Origin of the sequence: Pseudoxanthomonas sp. F37 (assembly GCF_022965755.1) — a bacterium.
Taxonomy (GTDB): domain Bacteria; phylum Pseudomonadota; class Gammaproteobacteria; order Xanthomonadales; family Xanthomonadaceae; genus Pseudoxanthomonas_A.
This window is the reverse complement of sequence record NZ_CP095187.1, coordinates 782,662-801,632: the sequence shown is the minus strand read 5'-3', so window position 1 is coordinate 801,632 and position 18,971 is coordinate 782,662. Positions and strand designations below refer to the sequence as shown.

17 protein-coding genes and 1 pseudogene are annotated in these 18,971 nt (G+C 69.6%); 8 read left to right on the top strand and 10 right to left on the bottom strand.

Annotated elements, in window-relative coordinates:
• Window positions 1-3 precede the first annotated feature (3 nt).
• Together MUU77_RS03625 and MUU77_RS03620 are read left to right on the top strand one after the other, a co-directional pair.
• Entirely contained in the window at window positions 4-693 is a 690-nt protein-coding gene (locus tag MUU77_RS03625) for a response regulator transcription factor (RefSeq protein ID WP_245091676.1), read from the top strand.
• Entirely contained in the window at window positions 690-2,045 is a 1,356-nt protein-coding gene (locus MUU77_RS03620) for a HAMP domain-containing sensor histidine kinase (protein ID WP_245091666.1), read from the top strand. Before MUU77_RS03625 ends, MUU77_RS03620 begins: the two co-directional genes overlap by 4 nt.
• Here the strand turns inward: MUU77_RS03620 and MUU77_RS03615 are convergent.
• A complete protein-coding gene (locus tag MUU77_RS03615) occupies window positions 1,972-3,201 on the bottom strand; it encodes an acetylornithine transaminase (RefSeq protein ID WP_245091664.1) in 1,230 nt (409 codons plus the stop codon). The genes MUU77_RS03620 and MUU77_RS03615 overlap by 74 nt on opposite strands.
• Window positions 3,202-3,310: 109 nt before the next feature.
• Here MUU77_RS03615 and MUU77_RS03610 point away from each other — a divergent pair, with 109 nt between their 5' ends.
• On the top strand, window positions 3,311-4,189 hold the full coding sequence (locus MUU77_RS03610; RefSeq protein WP_245091662.1) for an ion transporter: 879 nt from the start codon (window positions 3,311-3,313) through the stop codon (window positions 4,187-4,189).
• Between the two features lie 9 nt (window positions 4,190-4,198).
• Here MUU77_RS03610 and MUU77_RS03605 read toward each other — a convergent pair whose 3' ends face one another.
• From MUU77_RS03605 to MUU77_RS03590, 4 genes are all read right to left on the bottom strand, one after another.
• Window positions 4,199-4,735, bottom strand: coding sequence for a cysteine hydrolase family protein (locus MUU77_RS03605; RefSeq protein WP_245091660.1), 537 nt, complete (start codon window positions 4,733-4,735; stop codon window positions 4,199-4,201).
• A 25-nt stretch (window positions 4,736-4,760) separates the two neighbouring features.
• Window positions 4,761-5,198: a VOC family protein gene (locus MUU77_RS03600; RefSeq protein ID WP_245091658.1), complete on the bottom strand. Its 438-nt coding sequence runs from the start codon at window positions 5,196-5,198 to the stop codon at window positions 4,761-4,763.
• Window positions 5,199-5,211: 13 nt separating this feature from the next.
• Window positions 5,212-6,027, bottom strand: a complete 816-nt coding sequence (locus MUU77_RS03595; protein ID WP_245091656.1) for an NAD(P)-dependent oxidoreductase — start codon at window positions 6,025-6,027, stop codon at window positions 5,212-5,214.
• Window positions 6,028-6,153: 126 nt separating this feature from the next.
• A complete protein-coding gene (locus tag MUU77_RS03590; RefSeq protein ID WP_245094203.1) occupies window positions 6,154-6,750 on the bottom strand; it encodes a phosphotransferase in 597 nt (198 codons plus the stop codon).
• 129 nt (window positions 6,751-6,879) lie between these two features.
• Between MUU77_RS03590 and MUU77_RS03585 the strand changes: the two genes are divergently transcribed.
• Complete coding sequence (locus MUU77_RS03585; protein ID WP_245091654.1) at window positions 6,880-8,886, top strand: bifunctional DedA family/phosphatase PAP2 family protein; 2,007 nt, start codon at window positions 6,880-6,882, stop codon at window positions 8,884-8,886.
• Window positions 8,887-8,919: 33 nt separating this feature from the next.
• Here the strand turns inward: MUU77_RS03585 and MUU77_RS03580 are convergent, their stop codons facing one another.
• The 4 genes from MUU77_RS03580 to MUU77_RS03565 all read right to left on the bottom strand — a co-directional run bounded on the left by MUU77_RS03580 (window position 8,920) and on the right by MUU77_RS03565 (window position 13,337).
• Window positions 8,920-9,498 (bottom strand): LON peptidase substrate-binding domain-containing protein, encoded by a 579-nt coding sequence (locus MUU77_RS03580; RefSeq protein WP_245091652.1) that lies wholly within the window; start codon window positions 9,496-9,498, stop codon window positions 8,920-8,922.
• Window positions 9,499-9,600: 102 nt separating this feature from the next.
• Entirely contained in the window at window positions 9,601-10,986 is a 1,386-nt protein-coding gene (locus tag MUU77_RS03575) for a S8 family serine peptidase (protein ID WP_245091650.1), read from the bottom strand.
• A 259-nt stretch (window positions 10,987-11,245) separates the two neighbouring features.
• Window positions 11,246-12,577 carry a UDP-N-acetylmuramate:L-alanyl-gamma-D-glutamyl-meso-diaminopimelate ligase gene (gene mpl, locus MUU77_RS03570; protein ID WP_245094200.1) on the bottom strand — a complete coding sequence of 444 codons (1,332 nt, stop codon included), beginning with the start codon at window positions 12,575-12,577 and terminating at the stop codon, window positions 11,246-11,248.
• Window positions 12,578-12,758: 181 nt separating this feature from the next.
• On the bottom strand, window positions 12,759-13,337 hold the full coding sequence (locus tag MUU77_RS03565) for an adenylate kinase (protein ID WP_245091648.1): 579 nt from the start codon (window positions 13,335-13,337) through the stop codon (window positions 12,759-12,761).
• 120 nt (window positions 13,338-13,457) lie between these two features.
• Between MUU77_RS03565 and MUU77_RS03560 the strand changes: the two genes are divergently transcribed.
• From MUU77_RS03560 to MUU77_RS03550, 3 genes are all read left to right on the top strand, one after another.
• A complete protein-coding gene (locus MUU77_RS03560) occupies window positions 13,458-14,714 on the top strand; it encodes a 6-phosphofructokinase (protein ID WP_245091646.1) in 1,257 nt (418 codons plus the stop codon).
• Between the two features lie 77 nt (window positions 14,715-14,791).
• Window positions 14,792-15,208 carry a hypothetical protein gene (locus MUU77_RS03555; RefSeq protein ID WP_245091644.1) on the top strand — a complete coding sequence of 139 codons (417 nt, stop codon included), beginning with the start codon at window positions 14,792-14,794 and terminating at the stop codon, window positions 15,206-15,208.
• 27 nt (window positions 15,209-15,235) lie between these two features.
• Window positions 15,236-15,628: a DUF488 family protein gene (locus tag MUU77_RS03550; RefSeq protein WP_245091642.1), complete on the top strand. Its 393-nt coding sequence runs from the start codon at window positions 15,236-15,238 to the stop codon at window positions 15,626-15,628.
• Between the two features lie 493 nt (window positions 15,629-16,121).
• On the opposite strand, the gene MUU77_RS03545 is transcribed toward MUU77_RS03550, so the two are convergent.
• A complete protein-coding gene (locus tag MUU77_RS03545) occupies window positions 16,122-16,643 on the bottom strand; it encodes a hypothetical protein (RefSeq protein ID WP_245091640.1) in 522 nt (173 codons plus the stop codon).
• Window positions 16,644-16,905: 262 nt separating this feature from the next.
• Between MUU77_RS03545 and MUU77_RS03540 the strand changes: the two are divergent.
• Window positions 16,906-18,933 (top strand): annotated as a pseudogene (locus MUU77_RS03540) (sodium-translocating pyrophosphatase); the annotation flags it as partial.
• Between the last annotated feature and the right edge of the window lie 38 nt (window positions 18,934-18,971).

Below are 18,971 nucleotides of genomic sequence, written 5' to 3'. Positions count from 1 at the left end.
ACGATGGCGGCACCGGCGGCCCGCATCCTGGTGATCGAAGACAACGCGCTGCTGCGGGCGCAACTGCAGCGGCTGTTCGCCGACGGCGGCATGGCGGTCGAGTTCGCCTCGGACGGCCTGGCCGGATTGCAGATGGCGCTCGACGCGCCGCCCGACGTGCTGGTGCTCGACGTGGGCCTGCCCGGGCTTGATGGCCTGCGCCTGTGCCAGCGCCTGCGCACGCTGGCCGATCGCCATGTCCCGGTGCTGATGCTGACCGCGCGCGATGCGCTGGAGGACAAACTGCAGGGCTTCCGCGCCGGCGCCGACGACTACCTGGTCAAGCCGTTCGCCGCGGCGGAACTGCTCGCGCGCTGCCAGGCGCTGACCGTGCGCCACCGGAGCGGCCAGACGCACGTGCTGCGGATCGGCAGCCTGCGCATCGACCGCCGGCAGGGCCAGGCGGCGCGCCATGACCTGCCGCTCGCGCTGCACCAGACCGCCTATCAGATCCTGCTCGCCCTGGCCGAAGCGTGGCCGCGCACGCTCACGCGCAGCGAACTGATCCAGCGCCTGTGGGGCGATGCGCCGCCGGACTCCGATCCGCTGCGCACGCACCTCTACCTGCTGCGCCAGGCGCTGGACAAGCCCTTCGCCACGCCCATGCTGAAGACCGTGCACGGCGTGGGCTTCCGCCTGCAGGCGGACGCATGAGCGCATCCACCCTGCCGCGTCGACGGCTGCGCAACCGGCTGATGCTGGTGTTCGCCGGCTTCACGCTGTTGCTGGCCGCGCTGTTCGGCCTTTACGCGCTGCTCTTCGTCTATACCGTCGAAGATCGGCTGTTCGACACCCTGCTCGAGCGCGAAGCCGCTGCGCAAGCGGCGCACTACGCCACCCATGGGCGCTGGTCGCCGCCACACAATGGCTTCATGGCCGTGGTGGAGCGGACCGACGCACTGCCCGACGGCATCGGCGACGTGCTGGGCGAGGAACCTGCGCGCCGGGAGTTCGCCGGCACGCGGGGACGCCATTACCACCTGCGCGCACTGGACCCTCCCGCACCCGCGCCGCGCGCCTGGCTGGTGGCGGAGGTCAGCGGTCTGCTGGCGGTCCGGCCGATGCGCTCGGAGATGCTGCAGCTGCTGGCCTGGACCGGCGCCATCGCCGTGGCGCTGGCGCTGCTGGTGGGCGGCTGGCTGGCACGGCGGACCACCGCACCGCTCTCGCGGCTGGCCGAGGCCGTCGGCGACGCGACGCCGGAACGACTGCCGCCGCACTTCGCGGCCGGCTTCCCGGATGACGAAGTCGGGCTGCTCGCCCGCCGCCTGGACGACCTGATCGCCCGCATCCGTGCCTTCGTGGAGCGCGAACGCGAGTTCACCCGCGATGCCAGCCACGAACTGCGCACGCCCCTGACCGTGATCCGCGCCGCCAGCGAACGCCTTTCCGCCACGCCCGGCCTGGGCGCGGATGCGCGCGCCAGTGTCGACCACATCGGCCAGTCGGCCGCGCATCTCGAGCAGACCATCGCTCTGCTGCTGGCGCTGGCGCGCGAACAGGAACCGCCGGCCGCGGCGCCGGACACGCCGGTGCTGCCGGTGCTGGAACGCGTGGTGGTCGAACAGTCGCCCTTGCTGGAAGGCAAGCCGGTGGAGGTGGGCGTGGACGTCGCGGGCGACCTCACCAGCACGCTGCCGGCGCCGGTGCTGCAGGTCCTGCTGGCCAACCTGGTGGGCAATGCCTTCGCGCACACCCGCGCGGGGCGCATCGCGATCACCGGCGACGGCGATGCGCTGCGCATCGCCAACCCCGGCGCCGCCGTCGCTGAGCACGATTTCGCGCCCTTCGCGAAAGGCGAAGACAGCGCGGGCTTCGGGCTGGGCCTGGCGATCGTGCGCCGGCTGTGCGAGCGGCACGCCATCGAGCTGCGCTTCGAACACGGGGAGGACGGCACGGTGGCCCACCTCCCGCTCCGCCCGGGCGCGAGGCTCAACCCGGCTGCGCGAACGCCCCCAGCGCCGCGCGCAGACGACCAAGGCCCTCGCCGACTTCCTCGTCGGTGATGTTCAGCGACGGCACGAAGCGCAGCACGTCGGGCCCGGCCTGCAGCATCAGCAGGCCGTGCGCGGCCGCCAGGTCCAGCACCTCGCCCGCACGCCCGGCGTAGCGGGCGTCCAGTACGGCGCCCAGCATCAAGCCACGGCCGCGCACCTGCGAAAACAGGCCCAGGTCCGCATTCATCGCATCCAGCCCCTGGCGCAGCGCGGCCGACTGGCGCGCCACGTTGTTGGCGATCTGCGGTGATGACAGCTTGCGCAGCGCCACCCGCGCCACCGCCGCGGCCAGCGGGTTGCCGCCGAAGGTGGTGCCATGGGCGCCGAACTGCATCGCCTGCGCGACCTTCGGGCCTGCCAGCATCGCGCCGATGGGGAACCCGCCGCCCAGCGCCTTGGCCAGCGTCACGATGTCGGGCACCACGCCATCCTGCCAGTGCGCGAACAGCGTGCCGGTGCGGCCCATGCCGGCCTGGATCTCGTCCAGCACCAGCAGCGCGCCGTGGTGGTCGCACAGCTCGCGCACCGCGCGCAGGAAACCCGACGCGGCCGGCATCACCCCGCCCTCGCCCTGCACCGGTTCCAGCATCACCGCGGCCACGTCGCCGCAGGACATGGCGATCTCGAGCTGGGTCACGTCGTTGAAGTCGACGTAGCGGAAGCCGCCGGGCAAGGGCTCGTAACCTTCCTGGTACTTGGGCTGCGCGGTGGCGGTGACCGCGGCCAGCGTGCGGCCGTGGAAGCTGCCGCGGAAGGTCACGATGACGCGCTGGTCCGGCGCGCGGCCCTGCGATGCCGCCCATTTTCGCACCAGCTTGATGGCGGCCTCGTTGGCCTCGGTGCCGGAGTTGCACAGGAACACGCGCTCGGCGAAGCGCGAGGCCGTGACCAGCTCCTCGGCCAGCCGCAGCGGCGGTTCGCTGTAGAACACGTTGCTGGTATGCCAGAGCTTGCCGGCCTGCTCGGTGAGCGCGGCCACCAGGTCCGGATCGTTGTGGCCCAGCCCGCACACGGCGATGCCGGCGGACAGGTCCAGGTACTCGCGGCCCTCGCTGTCCCAGACGCGCGCGCCCTGGCCGCGCTCCAGGATCACTTCGCGCGGGCGGTACACCGGCAGGTAATAGCGCTGGCCGTTGGCCAGCAGGTCGGCGGTGGTGGTGCTCATGGCAGGGGTCGGCGTGAAGAGGGCGTCATTGTGACGCATGCGGGCGCCCGCCGCAGGCGATCCCCCGGCGATGGGTCCGTCCGCGGGCCAGCTGGGGCATCATCGGGGCATGAAGACACCCGCGCCGCCGCAGACCCCACTGGAGCCGGCCGCCGAACAGGGCTGGCGCCACCGCTGGTTCGACATCATCTATCGCCACGACACGCCGCCGGCGCGCAATTTCGACCTGGCGCTGGTGGTGGCGATCCTGGCCAGCGTGGGCGTGATCATGCTGGACAGCGTGGCCGGCTTCCACGCGCGATACGCGCGCACGCTGTACGTCATCGAGTGGTGCTTCACCGTGCTGTTCACGCTGGAGTACGCGCTGCGCCTGTCCACCGTGAAGCATCCGCTGCGCTATGCGCTCAGCATCTGGGGAGTGATCGACCTGGTGTCGATCCTGCCGACCTACCTGTCGCTGCTGGTTCCCGGCAGCCAGAGCCTGCTGGTGGTGCGCATCCTGCGCATCCTGCGCCTGTTCCGCATCCTCAAGCTGACGCGCTACGTGGAGGAAAGCGGGATCCTGGCCACCGCGCTGTGGCGCAGCCGGCGCAAGATCCTGGTGTTCTTCAGCGCGGTGCTGACGCTGGTGGTGATCTTCGGCGCGCTGATGTACGTCGTGGAGGGGCCGGCACACGGCTTCACCAGCATCCCCACCAGCATGTACTGGGCCATCGTGACCATGGCGACCGTCGGCTTCGGCGACATCGCGCCGCAGACCACGGCCGGCAGGGCGATCACCTCGGTGCTGATCCTGATCGGTTACAGCATCATCGCCGTGCCTACCGGCATCTACACGGCCGAACTGGCCAGCAGCCTGCGCGAGGCCTCGCACGAGCGCGGCCCCCTCGACCGCCGCGGCTGCCCCGGGTGCGGCCTGGAGGGCCACGACCCCGACGCGCTGCATTGCCGCCGGTGCGGCGCGCGCCTGCCCGTCCCGATGGGCTGACCCGTCCGCCTAGGCGGCGAATGCGATCTCGCCGGCAGGCAGCGCGCGGATGCTGACGCCGAAGCTGCGGATGGCCGGCAGCGTGGCGTTGTGGTGGGCGCGGATCTGCGCGGCATCGGCGTGCGCCTTGTCGTGCGTGGTATGCGCGTCCGCCGCCAGCACCACGTGATAGCCGTGCGCCGCCGCGCTGCGCGCGGTGGTGTCCACGCAGAACTCGGTGGCATACCCGCACAGCACCAGGCCTTCCACGCCGCAGAACGACAGCACTTCGTCCAGGCCGGTACGCAGGAAGGCGTCCGGCGTGGCCTTGCGGATGCGATAGTCGCCTTCGGCCACCTGCAGGCCCGGATGTAACGCCCAGCCGGGCGATTCGGCTTCCAGGTCGCCCGCGCGCTCATGCTGCACGAACACCACCGGCATGCCGGCCTCGCGCGCCTTCGCCGACAGCGCGTTGATGCGCTGGACCACCGCGTCGGCATCGGCCGGCGGCGGTTGCGGCTCGAACAGGCCGCGTTGCACATCGATCACGAGCAGGGCGAGGTTCATCTGCGCGATTCCTGGTGGGGACGTGTCACCAGCTTCCCGTATTCGGCATGGAAAGCCAAGGCTCCTGCGGCGGCAGTGCGGCCCCCTTCTGCAGCAGTTCGATGGAGATCAGGTCCGGCGTGCGCACGAAGGCCATGCGACCGTCGCGCGGGGGGCGGTTGATGGCGACGCCCATCGACTGCAGGTGCGCGCACAGCGCATAGATGTCGTCCACTTCGAAGGCCAGATGACCGAAGTTGCGGGCGCTGCCGTAGTCCTCGGGCGGGCTGCCGTCTTCCGGCGGCCAGTTGTACGTCAGCTCGATTTCCGCTTCGGGATTCATGGGTGCGCCGAAATACACCAGCGTGAACCGGCCCTGCGGGCTGTCCATGCGACGGGTTTCGCGCAGGCCCAGGCCGTGGGTGAGGAAGCGGCCCGTGGCGTCCAGATCGTGGACGCGGATCATCGCGTGCAGGTATTTCATGGTGAGCTCGGGGTCAGTCCAGGAACAGGTCGGGCAGCGGCGACTGCGAGGGATCCACGGCGTAGCCGGAGAAGTCGGCGACGCCGGCCTCGCGCAGCACGTCCTCGTCGATGAGGAAGCGGCCGTGGAAGCCGCGCGCCTGGCGCACCAGCACGGCGTGCGCGGCATCGGCCACGATCTGCGGCGTGCGGCAGCGCGGGATTTCCACGCCGGGTATCATGTTCAGCGCATCGGTGGCGATGATGGTGCGCGGCCACAGCGCATTCACCGCGATGCCCTGCGGCCCGAACTCGCCGGCCAGGCCCAGCGTCACGAAGCTCATGCCCATCTTGGCCAGCGTGTAGCCGGTGTGCGGCGCCCACCATTTCGGGTCCAGCGACGGCGGCGGCGCCAGCGTCAGGATGTGCGGATTGGCGGCGTCCTTCAGGTACGGCAGGCAGGCCTGCGCGCACAGGAAGCTGCCGCGCGCGTTGACCTGCTGCATCAGGTCGAAGCGCTTCATCGGCGTGTCCAGCGCACCGGCCAGCCAGATGGCGCTGGCGTTGTTGACCAGGATGTCGATGCCGCCGAACGTGTCGGCGGTGGCGGCCATCGCGGCCTTCACGTCGTCCTCCTCGCGGATGTCGCATTTCAGCGCCAGCCCGCGCCCGCCGGCCTCGTTGACCGCCTGCGCGGCGGTGTGGATGGTGCCGGGCAGCCTGGGATTGGGTACCGACGACTTGGCGGCGATGGCCACGTTGGCACCATCGCGTGCCGCGCGCAGGGCGATGGCCAGGCCGATGCCGCGCGAGGCGCCGGTGATGAAGAGGGTCTTGCCGGCAAGCGTCATGGCATTTCCTTGTGGCGGTCAACGTTCATGGTAGGAGCGCCCCCCTGGGCGCGATGCTCCATCTCTGTGCGGAACGAAAAGCATCGCGCCCAGGGGGCGCTCCTGCGGAGAGGGACACCGCGGGCATCACGGCTTCGGCCCCTGCCCTTCGTTGTCTTCCCACTTCAGCAGGCGCCGGGTGACGAAGCGGTAGACCGGCTTGCCGGTGCGGAACCAGAGGTCGCGCAGCCAGGACGTGCGCTTGAGCACGCGCTTCTCGGTGGGGGTGAGGGATGCGGCGCAGTAGGTGCGCTTGTGCTTGAGCAGGTGGCGCAGGTCCTGCCGCGCCAGCAGGCGCATCCAGCGCGAGCGCGGATGGCCGCGGGTGGCCAGCTGGAAGTCGATGATCGCCGGGCGTCCGTCCGCCAGCACCAGCCAGTTGGCTTCCTTGGCCAGATCGTTGTGGGCGATGCCGCGGCGATGCAGCTGCTTGAGCAACCGGTGCGCGGCCCGGAAGTAGGCCAGGTCACCGCGCGGCGGCCGCTGGTACATGGCCGCGCCTTCCATGTAGCTGCGGTCCAGCCGGCGCCCGCTCCAGGCCAGCAACTGCGGCACGTCGGCCATCCCGGCGACCTTGCGCAACGCCAGCGCCTCGCGCCGCGCCAGCCACCAGGCCGGCAGCCTCAACCACAGCGGCACATGCGCCAGATCGCGGCGTACGAACGGGCCCTCCCCGCCCTGCATCAGCGAGATGCGGCCGAAGCTGTCGGCCTTGAGGGCGGCGATTTCGGAAGGCGGGCGCAGGTCCACCCGGTCATTCTACCGTCGGCAGGCACGCGACGCCGGTCAGCGGGCGCCGCCTATAATCCCGCGATGGAATCTTCCTGGTTGGACAACCTGCTGGCCTGGATCAGCGCGCATCCCGTGGCCGCAGGGCTGGTGATCTTCGCCATCGCCTTCTGCGACGCGGTGATCATCCTGGGCGCCATCGTGCCTGCGCTGCCCCTGCTGTTCGCCGTGGGCGTGCTGATCGGGCTGGGCGAGATCTCGGGGCCGTATGCCGTCGCGTGCGCGATGCTGGGCGCGCTGATAGGCGACGCGAGCAGCTATTGGGTGGGCCACCGCTGGGGTCCGCAACTGCGGGCGGTATGGCCGTTCCGCCGCTATCCGCAATTGCTGGACCGGGGCGAGGTGCTGTTCCGCCGCAACGCATGGAAGAGCATTTTCGTGGCCCGCTTCGTGGGCCCGATCCGTCCGTTCGTGCCGGCCGTGGCCGGCATCTCGCGGATGCCGCTGCGCCGGTACGGCACCGCCAGCGCGGCGGCGTGCCTGGCGTGGGCGGTGTCGTTCCTGCTGCCGGGCTGGGTGCTGGGCCATGCCTACGACGCCGTCGCCGCGGTGGCCGGCCGCCTGGCCCTGGTGCTGGGCCTGCTGGTGGTGGTGCTGGCCCTGGCATGGGCGCTGGTGCTGTACACCTATCGCTGGTTCGCCGCGCATGCCGATGCACTGCTCGCGCGCGCGTTGGCCTGGTCGCACGCGCATCCCGTGCTGGGCCGCCACACCGCCGCGGTCTTCGATCCCACCCGGCGCGAATCGGTGCCGCTGGCCCTGCTGGCGATCCTGCTGCTGGCCATCGTATGGGTGTGGTTCGCCTTCCTGATCATCGTCATCGGCCATGGCGAGCCGCTGGCCATGGACCTGTGGGTGCATGAGCTGATGCAGGCCCTGCGCAATCCGCTGGCCGACCGTCCCCTGGCGGCGCTGGCCTCGCTGGGCGACGAACAAGTGCTGGCGCCGGTCTCGCTGCTGGTGCTGGCCTACCTGTGCTGGCGCAAGCGCTGGATGGCGGCCGGCCACTGGCTGGCGGCGCTGGCCTTCGGTCTGGCGCTGACCGCCTGGCTGGGGGCGTCGGTGGACATTCCCAAACCGCCGTCGGTGAGCAGCGGCTTCGGCTTCCCGTCGATCGCGGTGACCATGTCCACCATCATCTTCGGCTTCTTCGCCGTGCTGATCGCACGCGAGCTGCCGGGGCGCACGCGGGTCTGGCCCTACCTGGTCTCCGGCATCGTCGTGGCGTTGATCGGCTTCGCGCGGCTCTACCTGGGTGCGCACTGGCTCAGCGACGTCATCGGCGGCATGCTGTTCGGCCTGGTATGGCTGCTGGTGCTGGGCATCGCCTACCGCCGCCGCATGGTGCGATCGTTCTGGATCAAGCCGATCGCATGGCTCTTCTACGGCAGCTTCGTGCTGGCGGGACTGTGGCACGCGCCACGCAACGTGGAGCGCATGCTGGCGCAGTTCCAGGCGCCGGTCATCGAGCGCAGCGTCGCCCTGCAGGACTGGTGGACGCAGGGCTGGCAGTCGCTGCCCGCGCGCCGCAACGAGTTCGACGACGAACAGCGCTGGCCGCTGGATGTGCAGGTGGCCGGTCCGCTGGCGCCATTGAAGGCGAGCCTGGCCGCCGACGGATGGCGCGAGCAGCCGCAGGCCGGATGGGAAGAGGCCCTGAACCTGCTCGACAGCGACCTGCCCGACGATGAGCAGCCCGTGCTCCCCGCCACGCTCGACACGCGCGCCGAAAGCCTGCTGATGGTGCGCAAGGGCGACCAGGCCGGCGAAGTGTTCGTGCTGCGCCTGTGGCCGGCCGATACGCGCCTGTCGCCGGGCGACGTACCGCTGTGGATCGGCAGCGCCCAGGTGCTGCAGCAGCAACGCGCCTTCAACCTGGTGCGCCTGTGGCGGCCGCTGCGCGAAGCCCGCACGGCGCTGGATGCGGTGACGCGGGCCACCGCCGGACTCGACCATGCCATCGCGCCGCATCCGGCGTCCGGGCTGCCGGTGCTGCGGGTCTGCACGGCGGACGGGGCTGCCCCGCCCTGACTTGGCAGGCGGGTGCTCGCAGGAGGGCCGGGGTCAGTCGATCCACTCCAGCAGGCGCTGCAGCCGGGCATGCACGTCGTCTTCCTGCAGGATGGACACGCGCTGCTCGGGCGTGATCGGCAACACCTGGGCCAGGCGCCATCCGACCCAGCCCGCACGTTCGAAGACCCGTGGCGGCAGTCTGCTCAGGTCGGTGCCGACCTTCTCCATCATGGTCTGCAGCAGGGTGCCCAGCAGCGCGTGCTCGGGGCGGATCTCCCCTTCCTCGTCGGGGCAAAGCCATTCCACGTCCGCCATCACCAGCCCGTTGTCGCGCACGCGGGTGCGGACCACGTGGAAACGCCGGTGGCCGCGCACGCGCAGGGACAGCAGCCCGTCCTCGCCCATGTCGAAGTTCTCGATGCGGGCTTCCACGCCGTAGGCCGCCGGTATCGCAGGCGCCCCGGCTTCGCCGCCCTCCAGGATCAGGCACACACCGAACCCGCCCCCGGAGCGCCCGCAGTCGCGCACCAGGTCCAGGTAGCGCCGCTCGAAGATGCGCAGGTCCATCGCCGCACCCGGCAGCAACACCTGGTGCAGCGGGAACAGCGGCAGGGATTCTGGTGAATGCATGCGGGCAGTTTAAGGGCCGGTGTTCCGTGCGGGGAGGTGGAAACGAAAAAGGCCACGCCGTGACCGGCGTGGCCCTGGCTGCTGGCAGGGCAGGTCAACGCATCACTGCGTGACGGCACGCCGCGCGTTCACGCGTCCCGCCCCGAATGTGGCGTCGTTGCCCGGCTTGCCCAGATCGTCCGCGGACGCGCGCAGGATGCGCTCGACGGCCGCCGGCGAGAGTTCGCCGCCGTGCTTGCCGACGATCAGCGCCGCAACCCCCGCAACATGGGGTGCCGCCATGCTGGTGCCCGCGGACCAACCGTAGCCCGAGGTCCCGGACGTGGTACTGAACACCATGTCCCATACCCAGCAAGGACGCACGATTCCCTTGAACGTGCAGTTCTCCGTCCCGGGGTAGTCGTAGTTGCCGCCCGGTGCGCCGAAGTGGATGGCGGACTGTCCGTAGTTGCTGTAACTGGCCCGGACGTCGAAGTCCGTGGCGCCCGGGTTCTTCAGCCAGGCCAGCGGGCCCAACGCACTGACGGTGATGACACCCGGCAACTGGCCCGGGAACGACCTGAGGTTCAGCGTGGTGCAGGTGCCATCGGTATCGCAGACCCGGCCGCTGTCGTGGTCCAGGTCGCGGCCGTCGTTGCCGGCGGAGGCAACCACGGTGGCGTTCTGGTTGTTGGCGTAACGCACCGCACGCGCCGTGGCGTTGATCAGTTCCGCCACCTCGCTGCCGCCCACCGGCAAGCCGCCGTTCACGCCTAGGCTCATGTTGATGACGTCGGCGCCGGCGTCGGCCGCATGCACGATGCCCTGGATGATGGCGGCGAACGAGCCACTGCCGGTGACCGGATTCAGCACTTTCACCGCGATCAACTCCGCCTCGGGCGCGACGCCGATCGTGCCGATGCCGTTATCCGCCGCGCCGATGGTGCCCATCACGTGCGTACCGTGCGTGCTGCCACTGGTGTTGCAGTAGGTCTGTCCGGCGACGAACGACGCCGACTTGGCGGCACTGAGATTGGGGATGATGTCCACGTGCGTACAGTAAACGCCGGAATCCAGCACGGCGACCGTCGCACCGGCGCCCCGGTAACCCGCGTTCCAGGCGCCCGCGGCGTCGATCGCGGCATGGCCCCACTGGAAATCGAAGAAGCCGTCGTTGTCGCCGGATGCAGGCGGATTGGCGTAATCGGCGGTGACCTGTTCCGCCGCGGCGGGCAGGTCGTACTGGATCGCGATGTCAGCCACGGCCGAGCGCACCGCGGGAATCCGCCCCGCCGTCGCGACGAACGACGGGTTGTCCGATTCCACGATCGCCACGCCGATCTGCGGCAGGCGCGCGACGATGCGACCGCCGGCCGCCTCGACCCGATCGGAGAGCTGTTTGTCGAAACTGTGGCTGTTTGCGGTCACCACGTAGGTTGCAGCGCTCGCTGTCGTAGTGCATGCGAACGTGGCGATGGCGAGCCCAAGGGCCTGTGCAAGTCGGGTCATGCGGCATCTCCTGTGAATGGACGAAGGACGCGGCGTGGCCGCGCGTCGCACAACTTTAATCCCTTGGAATTTCCGTGCTCGCCACGTCAGTCGGCGTCGAACCCGGCCACATCAACGGCCGCATGTTCCATACCGATCCGCATGTCCCGTCCGGCGCGCGCGCATCAGGCCCATCGCAGGTAGCACCCCCTGCCGATCGACAGGCAGCTGTAGGTGTCAGGTTGATGTGTGGCCGTCTCCCTGACGCCACCGCCTCACTTCAGGGGCCGGCGGCGGTCAACGCCGCCAGGAACCGCCGCGGCGCGCCGTCGAAACCGCCGTTGGACATGAACACCACGTGGTCGCCCGGCCGGACCTGGGCCTTCAACGCTGCGATCAGCGTATCGGCGTCGGGCACGGTGCGCGCGTCGCCACGGATCGCGGCGACGATCCTGCCGGCATCCCATGCCAGTTCCGGACGATGCAGGAAGACGACCGCATCGGCGATGTCCAGCGACGGTGCCAGCGCTTCGGCATGCGCGCCGGAGCGCATCGAATTGCTGCGCGGCTCCATCGCCACCAGGATGCGCGCGGCGCCCACGCGCGCGCGCAGCCCTTCCAGGGTGGTGTGGATGGCGGTGGGGTGGTGGGCGAAATCGTCGTAGACGGTGATGCCGTCGTGCTGGCCGATCACTTCCAGCCGCCGTTTCACGCTGCGGAACGCCGCCAGCGCCGGCAACACGGTGGCCACGTCCACGCCGACCGCGCTGCAGGCGGCCAGCGCGGCCAGGCCGTTCAGCACGTTGTGCCGTCCCAGCATGGGCCAGTGCACCTGGCCGATCTCGTTGCCATGGTGGCGCACGGCGAACGCGCTGCCGTCGTCGCGGATCAGGCGCGCACTCCATTCCAGCGACGGATCGAAGCCGAACCGCTCCACCGGCGTCCAGCACCCCATCGCCAGCACTTCGGCCAGGCGCGCATCCTCGCCGTTGACGATCAGGCGGCCACGGCGCGGCACGGTCCGCACCAGGTGGTGGAACTGGCGCTGGATCGCGGCCACGTCCGGGAAGATGTCGGCGTGGTCGTACTCGAGGTTGTTGAGGATGGCGACCAGCGGGCGGTAGTGGACGAACTTGCTGCGCTTGTCGAAGAAGGCCGTGTCGTACTCGTCGGCCTCGACGACGAATTCGCGGCCGCCCCCGATGCGCGCGGACACGCCGAAGTCCTCGGCCACGCCGCCGATCAGGAAACCGGGCGAGCGCCCCGCCGCTTCCAGCAGGTAGGTCAGGATGGTCGTGGTGGTGGTCTTGCCGTGCGTGCCGGCCACGGCCAGCGTGTCGCGCCCGGGCAGTACACGTTCGGACAGCCACTGTGCGCCGGAGATGTAGCGCCGGCCCTGGTCCAGCACCGCCTCGACCGCCGGGTTGCCGCGCGACAGGGCATTGCCGATCACGATCTCGTCGCAGTCCGGCGCGATGTTCTGCGGCTGGTAGCCCTGCGCCAGCGCGATGCCCAGCTTCTCGAGCTGGGTCGACATGGGCGGGTAGATCGCCTGGTCGCTGCCTTCGACGGTATGGCCGAGTTCGCGGGCCAGGGCGGCCACGCCGCCCATGAACGTGCCGGCGATGCCGAGGATGTGGATCTTCAAGACTGCAATTCCGGAGTGGATGCGTGAACTTTAGCCGAGCCGGCCGGGTTCGGCACGATGGCCACGGGCCGCCCCGGCCCGCAACGGAAAAGGCCCCGACGATGCGAGGCCTTTCCACTCACTTCCCGGGGTGCCGGCGCGGATCTCAGCCGACCGCCTTCTCCGGTGCGATCGCCTCGGTGATGCGGGTGAACACCTCGTCCAGCGAGCCCACCCCGTCCACGACGGTCAGTTCGCCCTGCTGGCGGTAGAAATCGATCACCGGCGCGGTCTGGTCGGTGTAGACCTGCAGGCGCTTGCGCACCGATTCCGGATTGTCGTCCGCACGGCCCTCGGCCTGGGCGCGGCCGGCGATGCGCTCGACCAGCAGGTCGGTCGGCACTTCCAGCTGCACGGCGAAGTCGAACTTCTGCCCCAGCCTGGTCAGCAGTTCGCCCAGCGCCGCGGCCTGCACCAGGTTGCGCGGGTAGCCGTCCAGGATGAAGCCGGCCCGGGTGTCGTCGCGGGAGAAGCGGTCTTCCAGCATGCCCAGCAGGATGTCGTCGCTGACCAGCTCGCCGCGCGCCATCACTTCCTTGGCCTGCAGGCCCAGCGGGCTGCCGGCCGCCACTTCGGCGCGCAGCAGGTCGCCGGTGGAGATGTGCGGTACCTGCAGGTAGTCCTTCAGGCGCGCTGCCTGGGTGCCCTTGCCCGACCCGGGTGGGCCCAGTAGAACCAATCGCATGCTGTCACTCCCAAACTGGAATCCTGCGGGCGGTGGACCGCGCCGGGCGCCGGGCGCCGCGCTGCACCGCGTCATCTGTGTGAAGCTTACCGCATCCCGGCAACCCGGAACGAACCCCACATGGCATCTGGCACCCTACTTTATGCGCAGTCCGGCGGCGTCACCGCCGTCATCAACGCCTCCGCATCGGCGGTCATCACCGAAGCGCGGGCCCGGAAAATCAAGGTCTTGGCCGCACGCAACGGCATCCTCGGCGCCCTGCGCGAGGACCTGATCGACACCAGCAGGGAGTCGGCCGCCGCCATCCGCGCCCTGGCCCACACCCCGGGCGGCGCCTTCGGCAGCTGCCGCGTCAAGCTGAAATCGCTGGAGGCCGACCGCGCCAGGTACGAGCGCCTGCTGGCGGTGCTGAAGGCGCACGACGTGCGCTGGTTCCTCTACAACGGCGGCAACGATTCGGCCGATACGGCGTGGAAGGTCTCGCAGCTGGCGCAGGCCTTCGACTATCCGCTGACCTGCATCGGCGTGCCGAAGACGGTGGACAACGACCTGGCCGTCACCGACACCTGCCCCGGCTTCGGCTCGGCCGCCAAGTACACCGCGGTCTCCGTGCGCGAGGCCGCGCTGGACGTGGCCGCGATGGCGGAGACCTCCACCAAGGTCTTCGTCTACGAAGCCATGGGCCGGCATGCCGGCTGGCTGGCCGCCGCCGCCGGGCTGGCCGGGCAGTCGCCGGATGATGCCCCGCACATCATCCTGTTCCCCGAGCGCGCCTACGACGAGGCCCGGTTCCTCGCGCAGGTGAAGAAAGTCGTCGACCGCGTGGGCTGGTGCGTGGTGGTGGCCAGCGAAGGCATCCAGCATGCCGATGGCCGTTTCGTCGCCGACGCCGGCGGCGGCAAGGATTCGTTCGGCCACACCCAGCTGGGTGGCGTTGCGTCCTATCTCGCCGGGCGGGTGAAGGACCAGTTGGGCCTGAAGGTGCACTGGACCCTGCCCGACTACCTGCAGCGCTCGGCGCGCCATATCGCCTCCCGGACCGATTGGGAGCAGGCGCAGGCGGTCGGCAAGGCCGCGGTGCAGTTCGCGCTGAAGGGCCAGAACGCGGTGATGCCGGTGATCGTGCGCACCTCCGACGCGCCGTTCCGCTGGAAGATCGAGGCCGCGCCGCTGTCGAAGGTGGCCAACCACGAGAAGAAGTTCCCGCCGAACTTCATCCGCAGGGACGGCTACGGCATCACCGACAAGGCGCGCGCCTACCTGCAACCGCTGATCCGCGGCGAAGCCTACCCGCCCTACGGCACCGATGGCCTGCCGAAGTACGTGGCGCTCAAGAACGTGGCGGTGAAGAAGAAGTTGCCGGCGTGGGAGGGCTGACGGCGTTGCTCAATTCAACGGTGTCTGTCCGGCGCACGAGCGTCCGCACGCGGGGTCGTTTTACGCTCTTGGCGGGCATGCTGGGTCTCGCCGGCTGCTTCACGTTCCAATACGGCGACGTCTACACGCGGCCTGCGGCCGTACCGACGGCCGCGACCGTCGTGCTGTATCGGCACGACACGGCGGCCCTCGCTCCCGCAGGAAAGGCACCTCTTCCGTACGAGATAAACGGCATACCCTCCGAGAAGGCACTGAACCCGCACAGTTACACCGTCCTTCTACTGACTCCCGGCAAGACGCTCTTCAATGCCAGGACCGGCCTGATCGACCTGCGCAGGGAATCCATGCTGGAGCCCGGGCTGGTGTACTACGCCAAGGCCAGTTGCTACTACGTGCTTACCGAAGCGTTCTGCAAGATCGAGGTGGTGCCTTCTTCCGTGGGCGAAGCCGAGACGAGGCAACTGCGCGAATCCGTCGGCCATGCGGCACGCTGACCGTTCCTTGCGCAACGCGGGGGCTGCATGACCATCCGCATCGTCCGCCTCGGCAGTCCGCGGGCCAGGGACGAAGGCCTGCGCATCGGCACCGTGCGCAGGCCGCCGCGCGGCGTGCCGAAATCCGAGTTCGCCTCGCAGGACTGGTACGACATCTGGTATCCCAACCTGGCACCGAGCGCCGAGCTGGTGAAGGAAGCACAGGATGCCGCCACGCCCAAGGCGTGGGCGGCCTTCGTGAAGAAGTACCGTGCCGAGATGACGACGCCCGAAAACGGGCGGACGCTGGACCTGCTGGCGGCGTTGTCGCATGGCAGTGATTTCTCGGTGGGCTGCTATTGCGAGGACGAGAGCCGCTGCCATCGCTCCGTGCTGCGCACGCTGCTGGCCGAACGCGGCGCGGCGCTCCACGCGGGGTGACAGCAGGCACCGTCGCCAGCGCGACCACGGCGCCAGCGTGGATGCCCTCGCCATGCCCAGGGGTATCCACCATCGCGGGCGCCGGTCACCGTTTCGGGCAATACCTGGCGCAGAAGGACATGGCTGCGGCTTCTGCGCGATCCATTTCTCAGGGATCGACCCCCGGCGCGATAGCATGCGCGCGATGGATGCCCGGCTGGCCGAACTGACGGCTCCTGCCGCACCCCGACTTCCATGAGATTGGCCGATCCGGAGTGCGCTGCACGCGGCAGGCGGTCATCGACTTCCTCGCCGATCGCTTACCTTCCCTGCCAGTGGCCGCCTTCGCCCATTGCGTGGAGCAACTCGCGGATGACGTGGCACTGCTGCACTTCGCTTCGCAGGAAGCCGCATGCGATGGCACGCGTCGTCGAGCGGCACGACGGGTATCGGTGTAGCGACGTGCGGCCAGCGGCTGGCAGCTCCACCACCATCAGGACTCGCCAGCGCAAGCCTAGCGGCAGGCTTTGCCTTCGACGTCCAGCTTCGCCGCGAACAAGGTCAGCGAGGGCGCCTGCGCGGCGGCGCCGGCCTGTTGCTTGGCGTCCTGCAGGTAGATGCGCGTCCGGCCCTGGCCGTCCGCCGGCGGCGGGGTGGCGCTGCCGGGCTTGCGCCACACGCGGACCACGGCCTGCTGCGACGGGCAGGCCGCGCTGGGCACGCGGATCACGTCGTTGAGCTTCCAGCCCGTCGCAACGGACGGCCTGGCCTTGTCGAAATCGATGAAGCGCGCCCGCGGCTGGCATTGCGGGCTGGTGCGCACGGGGGCATAGCGATAAGGCTGCGCCGCATCGCCGGTGAAGGCGCCTTCCAGGCGTGCGCAGGCCTCCGGGATCTGGCGCAGGCTGTGGACCACGCCCACGGCCTGCGGCGCGGCGGCGGGCCGCTGGATCTCGGGCGCGGGCTCGACGGCATGGACCGCGGCCGCCATCAGCAGGCCTGCGGCAAGCAGCGGAAGTGCGACGGACTGACGCATGGCAACTCCTTGAAACGGATACGGAAACGGCACCTGGGCCGCAAGGCTGGCACGGGCCGCCTGAATCCACCCGTCACATGTGGCGGCGCGCACGCCATCCGGTCATACTCGGGCCAGCTCCAGGGAATCGTATGAACACGGGTTTCGCGCCGCAGGTCATCGCGGCGGCCGAATGCACTCAATCGTTCAACAGGCTCCACCGGGATTGGGTTGCATGTTCACGCGTTTCGCTGGACGACATCCATCAACCTTGGGAGGGGTCATGCTGGAACAACACGGTTTGACGCTGGCGCTGGTCTGCGCCGGCGTGGCGATCATCTACGGCGTGGTGGCTGCGCGCTGGATCCTGAGACAGCCCGCGGGCAACGCCCGCATGCAGGAAATCGCGGCGGCCGTGCAGGAAGGCGCCAGCGCCTACCTCAACCGCCAGTACACCACCATCGGCATCGCCGGCATCGTGCTGTTCGCACTGATCGGCCTCTTCCTGTCATGGCCCAGCGCCATCGGCTTCCTGGTCGGTGCGGTGCTGTCGGGCGCCGCCGGTTACATCGGCATGAACGTGTCGGTGCGCGCCAACGTGCGCACGGCCGAAGCCGCCAGCAAGGGCATGAGCGCGGCCATGGACGTGGCCTTCAAGGGCGGCGCCATCACCGGCATGCTGGTGGTCGGCCTGGGCCTGCTGGGCGTGGCCGGCTATTACGCCATCCTGCATCTGCACCTGGGCTACGGCACCGCCGAGGCGCTGCATGCGCTGGTCGGCCTGGCGTTCGGCTCCTCGCTGATCTCGATCTTCGCGCGCCTGGGAGGCGGCATCTTCACCAAGGGCGCCGACGTCGGCGCCGATCTGGTGGGCAAGGTGGAAGCGGGCATCCCCGAGGACGACCCGCGCAACCCGGCGGTGATCGCCGACAACGTGGGCGACAACGTCGGCGACTGCGCCGGCATGGCGGCGGACCTGTTCGAAACCTATGCGGTCACCATCATCGCGACCATGCTGCTGGGCAGCCTGATGGTCGCGCAGGCCGGCGAGCACGCCGTGCTGTATCCGCTGGTGCTCGGCGGCGTGTCGATCATCGCCTCGATCATCGGTGCGATGTTCGTCAAGGTGAAGGCCGGCGGCTCGATCATGGGCGCGCTGTACAAGGGCGTCATCGTGTCCGCTGTGCTGGCGGCCATAGCGTTCTACCCGATCACGACGCAGCTGATGGCCGATTCCAGCTACGGCGCGATGAACCTGTACTTCTGCGCCCTGGTGGGCCTGGTGCTGACCGGTGCGATCGTGTGGATCACCGAGTACTACACCGGCACGCAGTACGCGCCGGTCAAGCATGTCGCCGCGGCGTCCACGACCGGCCATGGCACCAACATCATCGCCGGCCTGGGCGTGTCGATGCGGTCGACGGCATGGCCGGTGGTGGCGGTGTGCGCCGCCATCCTCGGCGCGTACGCACTGGGCGGGCTGTACGGCATCGCCATCGCCGCCACGGCCATGTTGTCGATGGCCGGCATGATCGTGGCCCTGGACGCTTACGGCCCGATCACCGACAACGCCGGCGGCATCGCCGAAATGGCGGAACTGCCGCCGGAGATCCGCAACATCACCGACCCGCTGGACGCGGTGGGCAACACCACCAAGGCGGTGACCAAGGGCTACGCCATCGGTTCGGCCGCACTGGCCGCGCTGGTGCTGTTCGCCGATTACACGCACAACCTGCAGACCGCGCACCCGGGCACGCTGTTCACCTTCGACCTGTCCAACCACCTGGTGATCGTCGGCCTGCTGATCGGCGGCCTGATTCCCTACCTGTTCGGCGCGATGGCCATGGAAGCCGTCGGCCGCGCCGCGGGCAGCGTGGTGGAGGAAGTGCGCCGGCAGTTCCGCGAGATCGCCGGCATCATGGAAGGCACGGCCAAGCCGGACTACAGCAAGGCCGTGGACATGCTGACGAAGTCGGCGATCAAGGAAATGATCGTGCCTTCGCTGCTGCCGGTGGTCGTGCCGATCATCGTCGGCCTGCTGCTGGGTCCGCAGGCGCTGGGCGGCCTGCTGATCGGCACCATCGTCACCGGCCTGTTCGTGGCCATCTCGATGACCACCGGCGGCGGCGCGTGGGACAACGCCAAGAAGTACATCGAGGACGGCCACCACGGCGGCAAGGGCAGCGAGGCGCACAAGGCGGCCGTCACCGGCGACACCGTCGGCGATCCCTACAAGGACACGGCGGGCCCGGCGATCAATCCGCTGATCAAGATCATCAACATCGTCGCGCTGCTGCTGGTGCCGGTGCTGCCGGTGAATGGCTGGCTGGGCAGCGCCACGCCGGTGGA

Coding starts and splice junctions, on each gene's coding strand:
- MUU77_RS03600 (WP_245091658.1), bottom strand. CDS start 5,198: ATGAAATACCTGCACGCGATGATCCGCGTCCACGATCTGGACGCCACG.
- MUU77_RS03590 (WP_245094203.1), bottom strand. CDS start 6,750: ATGCAGGGCGGGGAGGGCCCGTTCGTACGCCGCGATCTGGCGCATGTG.
- MUU77_RS03555 (WP_245091644.1), top strand. CDS start 14,792: ATGCTGGGTCTCGCCGGCTGCTTCACGTTCCAATACGGCGACGTCTAC.
- MUU77_RS03610 (WP_245091662.1), top strand. CDS start 3,311: ATGAAGACACCCGCGCCGCCGCAGACCCCACTGGAGCCGGCCGCCGAA.
- MUU77_RS03550 (WP_245091642.1), top strand. CDS start 15,236: ATGACCATCCGCATCGTCCGCCTCGGCAGTCCGCGGGCCAGGGACGAA.
- MUU77_RS03625 (WP_245091676.1), top strand. CDS start 4: ATGGCGGCACCGGCGGCCCGCATCCTGGTGATCGAAGACAACGCGCTG.
- MUU77_RS03585 (WP_245091654.1), top strand. CDS start 6,880: ATGGAATCTTCCTGGTTGGACAACCTGCTGGCCTGGATCAGCGCGCAT.
- MUU77_RS03595 (WP_245091656.1), bottom strand. CDS start 6,027: ATGACGCTTGCCGGCAAGACCCTCTTCATCACCGGCGCCTCGCGCGGC.
- MUU77_RS03565 (WP_245091648.1), bottom strand. CDS start 13,337: ATGCGATTGGTTCTACTGGGCCCACCCGGGTCGGGCAAGGGCACCCAG.
- MUU77_RS03545 (WP_245091640.1), bottom strand. CDS start 16,643: ATGCGTCAGTCCGTCGCACTTCCGCTGCTTGCCGCAGGCCTGCTGATG.
- MUU77_RS03560 (WP_245091646.1), top strand. CDS start 13,458: ATGGCATCTGGCACCCTACTTTATGCGCAGTCCGGCGGCGTCACCGCC.
- MUU77_RS03615 (WP_245091664.1), bottom strand. CDS start 3,201: ATGAGCACCACCACCGCCGACCTGCTGGCCAACGGCCAGCGCTATTAC.
- MUU77_RS03620 (WP_245091666.1), top strand. CDS start 690: ATGAGCGCATCCACCCTGCCGCGTCGACGGCTGCGCAACCGGCTGATG.
- mpl (WP_245094200.1), bottom strand. CDS start 12,577: ATGGGCGGCGTGGCCGCCCTGGCCCGCGAACTCGGCCATACCGTCGAA.
- MUU77_RS03575 (WP_245091650.1), bottom strand. CDS start 10,986: ATGACCCGACTTGCACAGGCCCTTGGGCTCGCCATCGCCACGTTCGCA.
- MUU77_RS03605 (WP_245091660.1), bottom strand. CDS start 4,735: ATGAACCTCGCCCTGCTCGTGATCGATGTGCAACGCGGCCTGTTCGAG.
- MUU77_RS03580 (WP_245091652.1), bottom strand. CDS start 9,498: ATGCATTCACCAGAATCCCTGCCGCTGTTCCCGCTGCACCAGGTGTTG.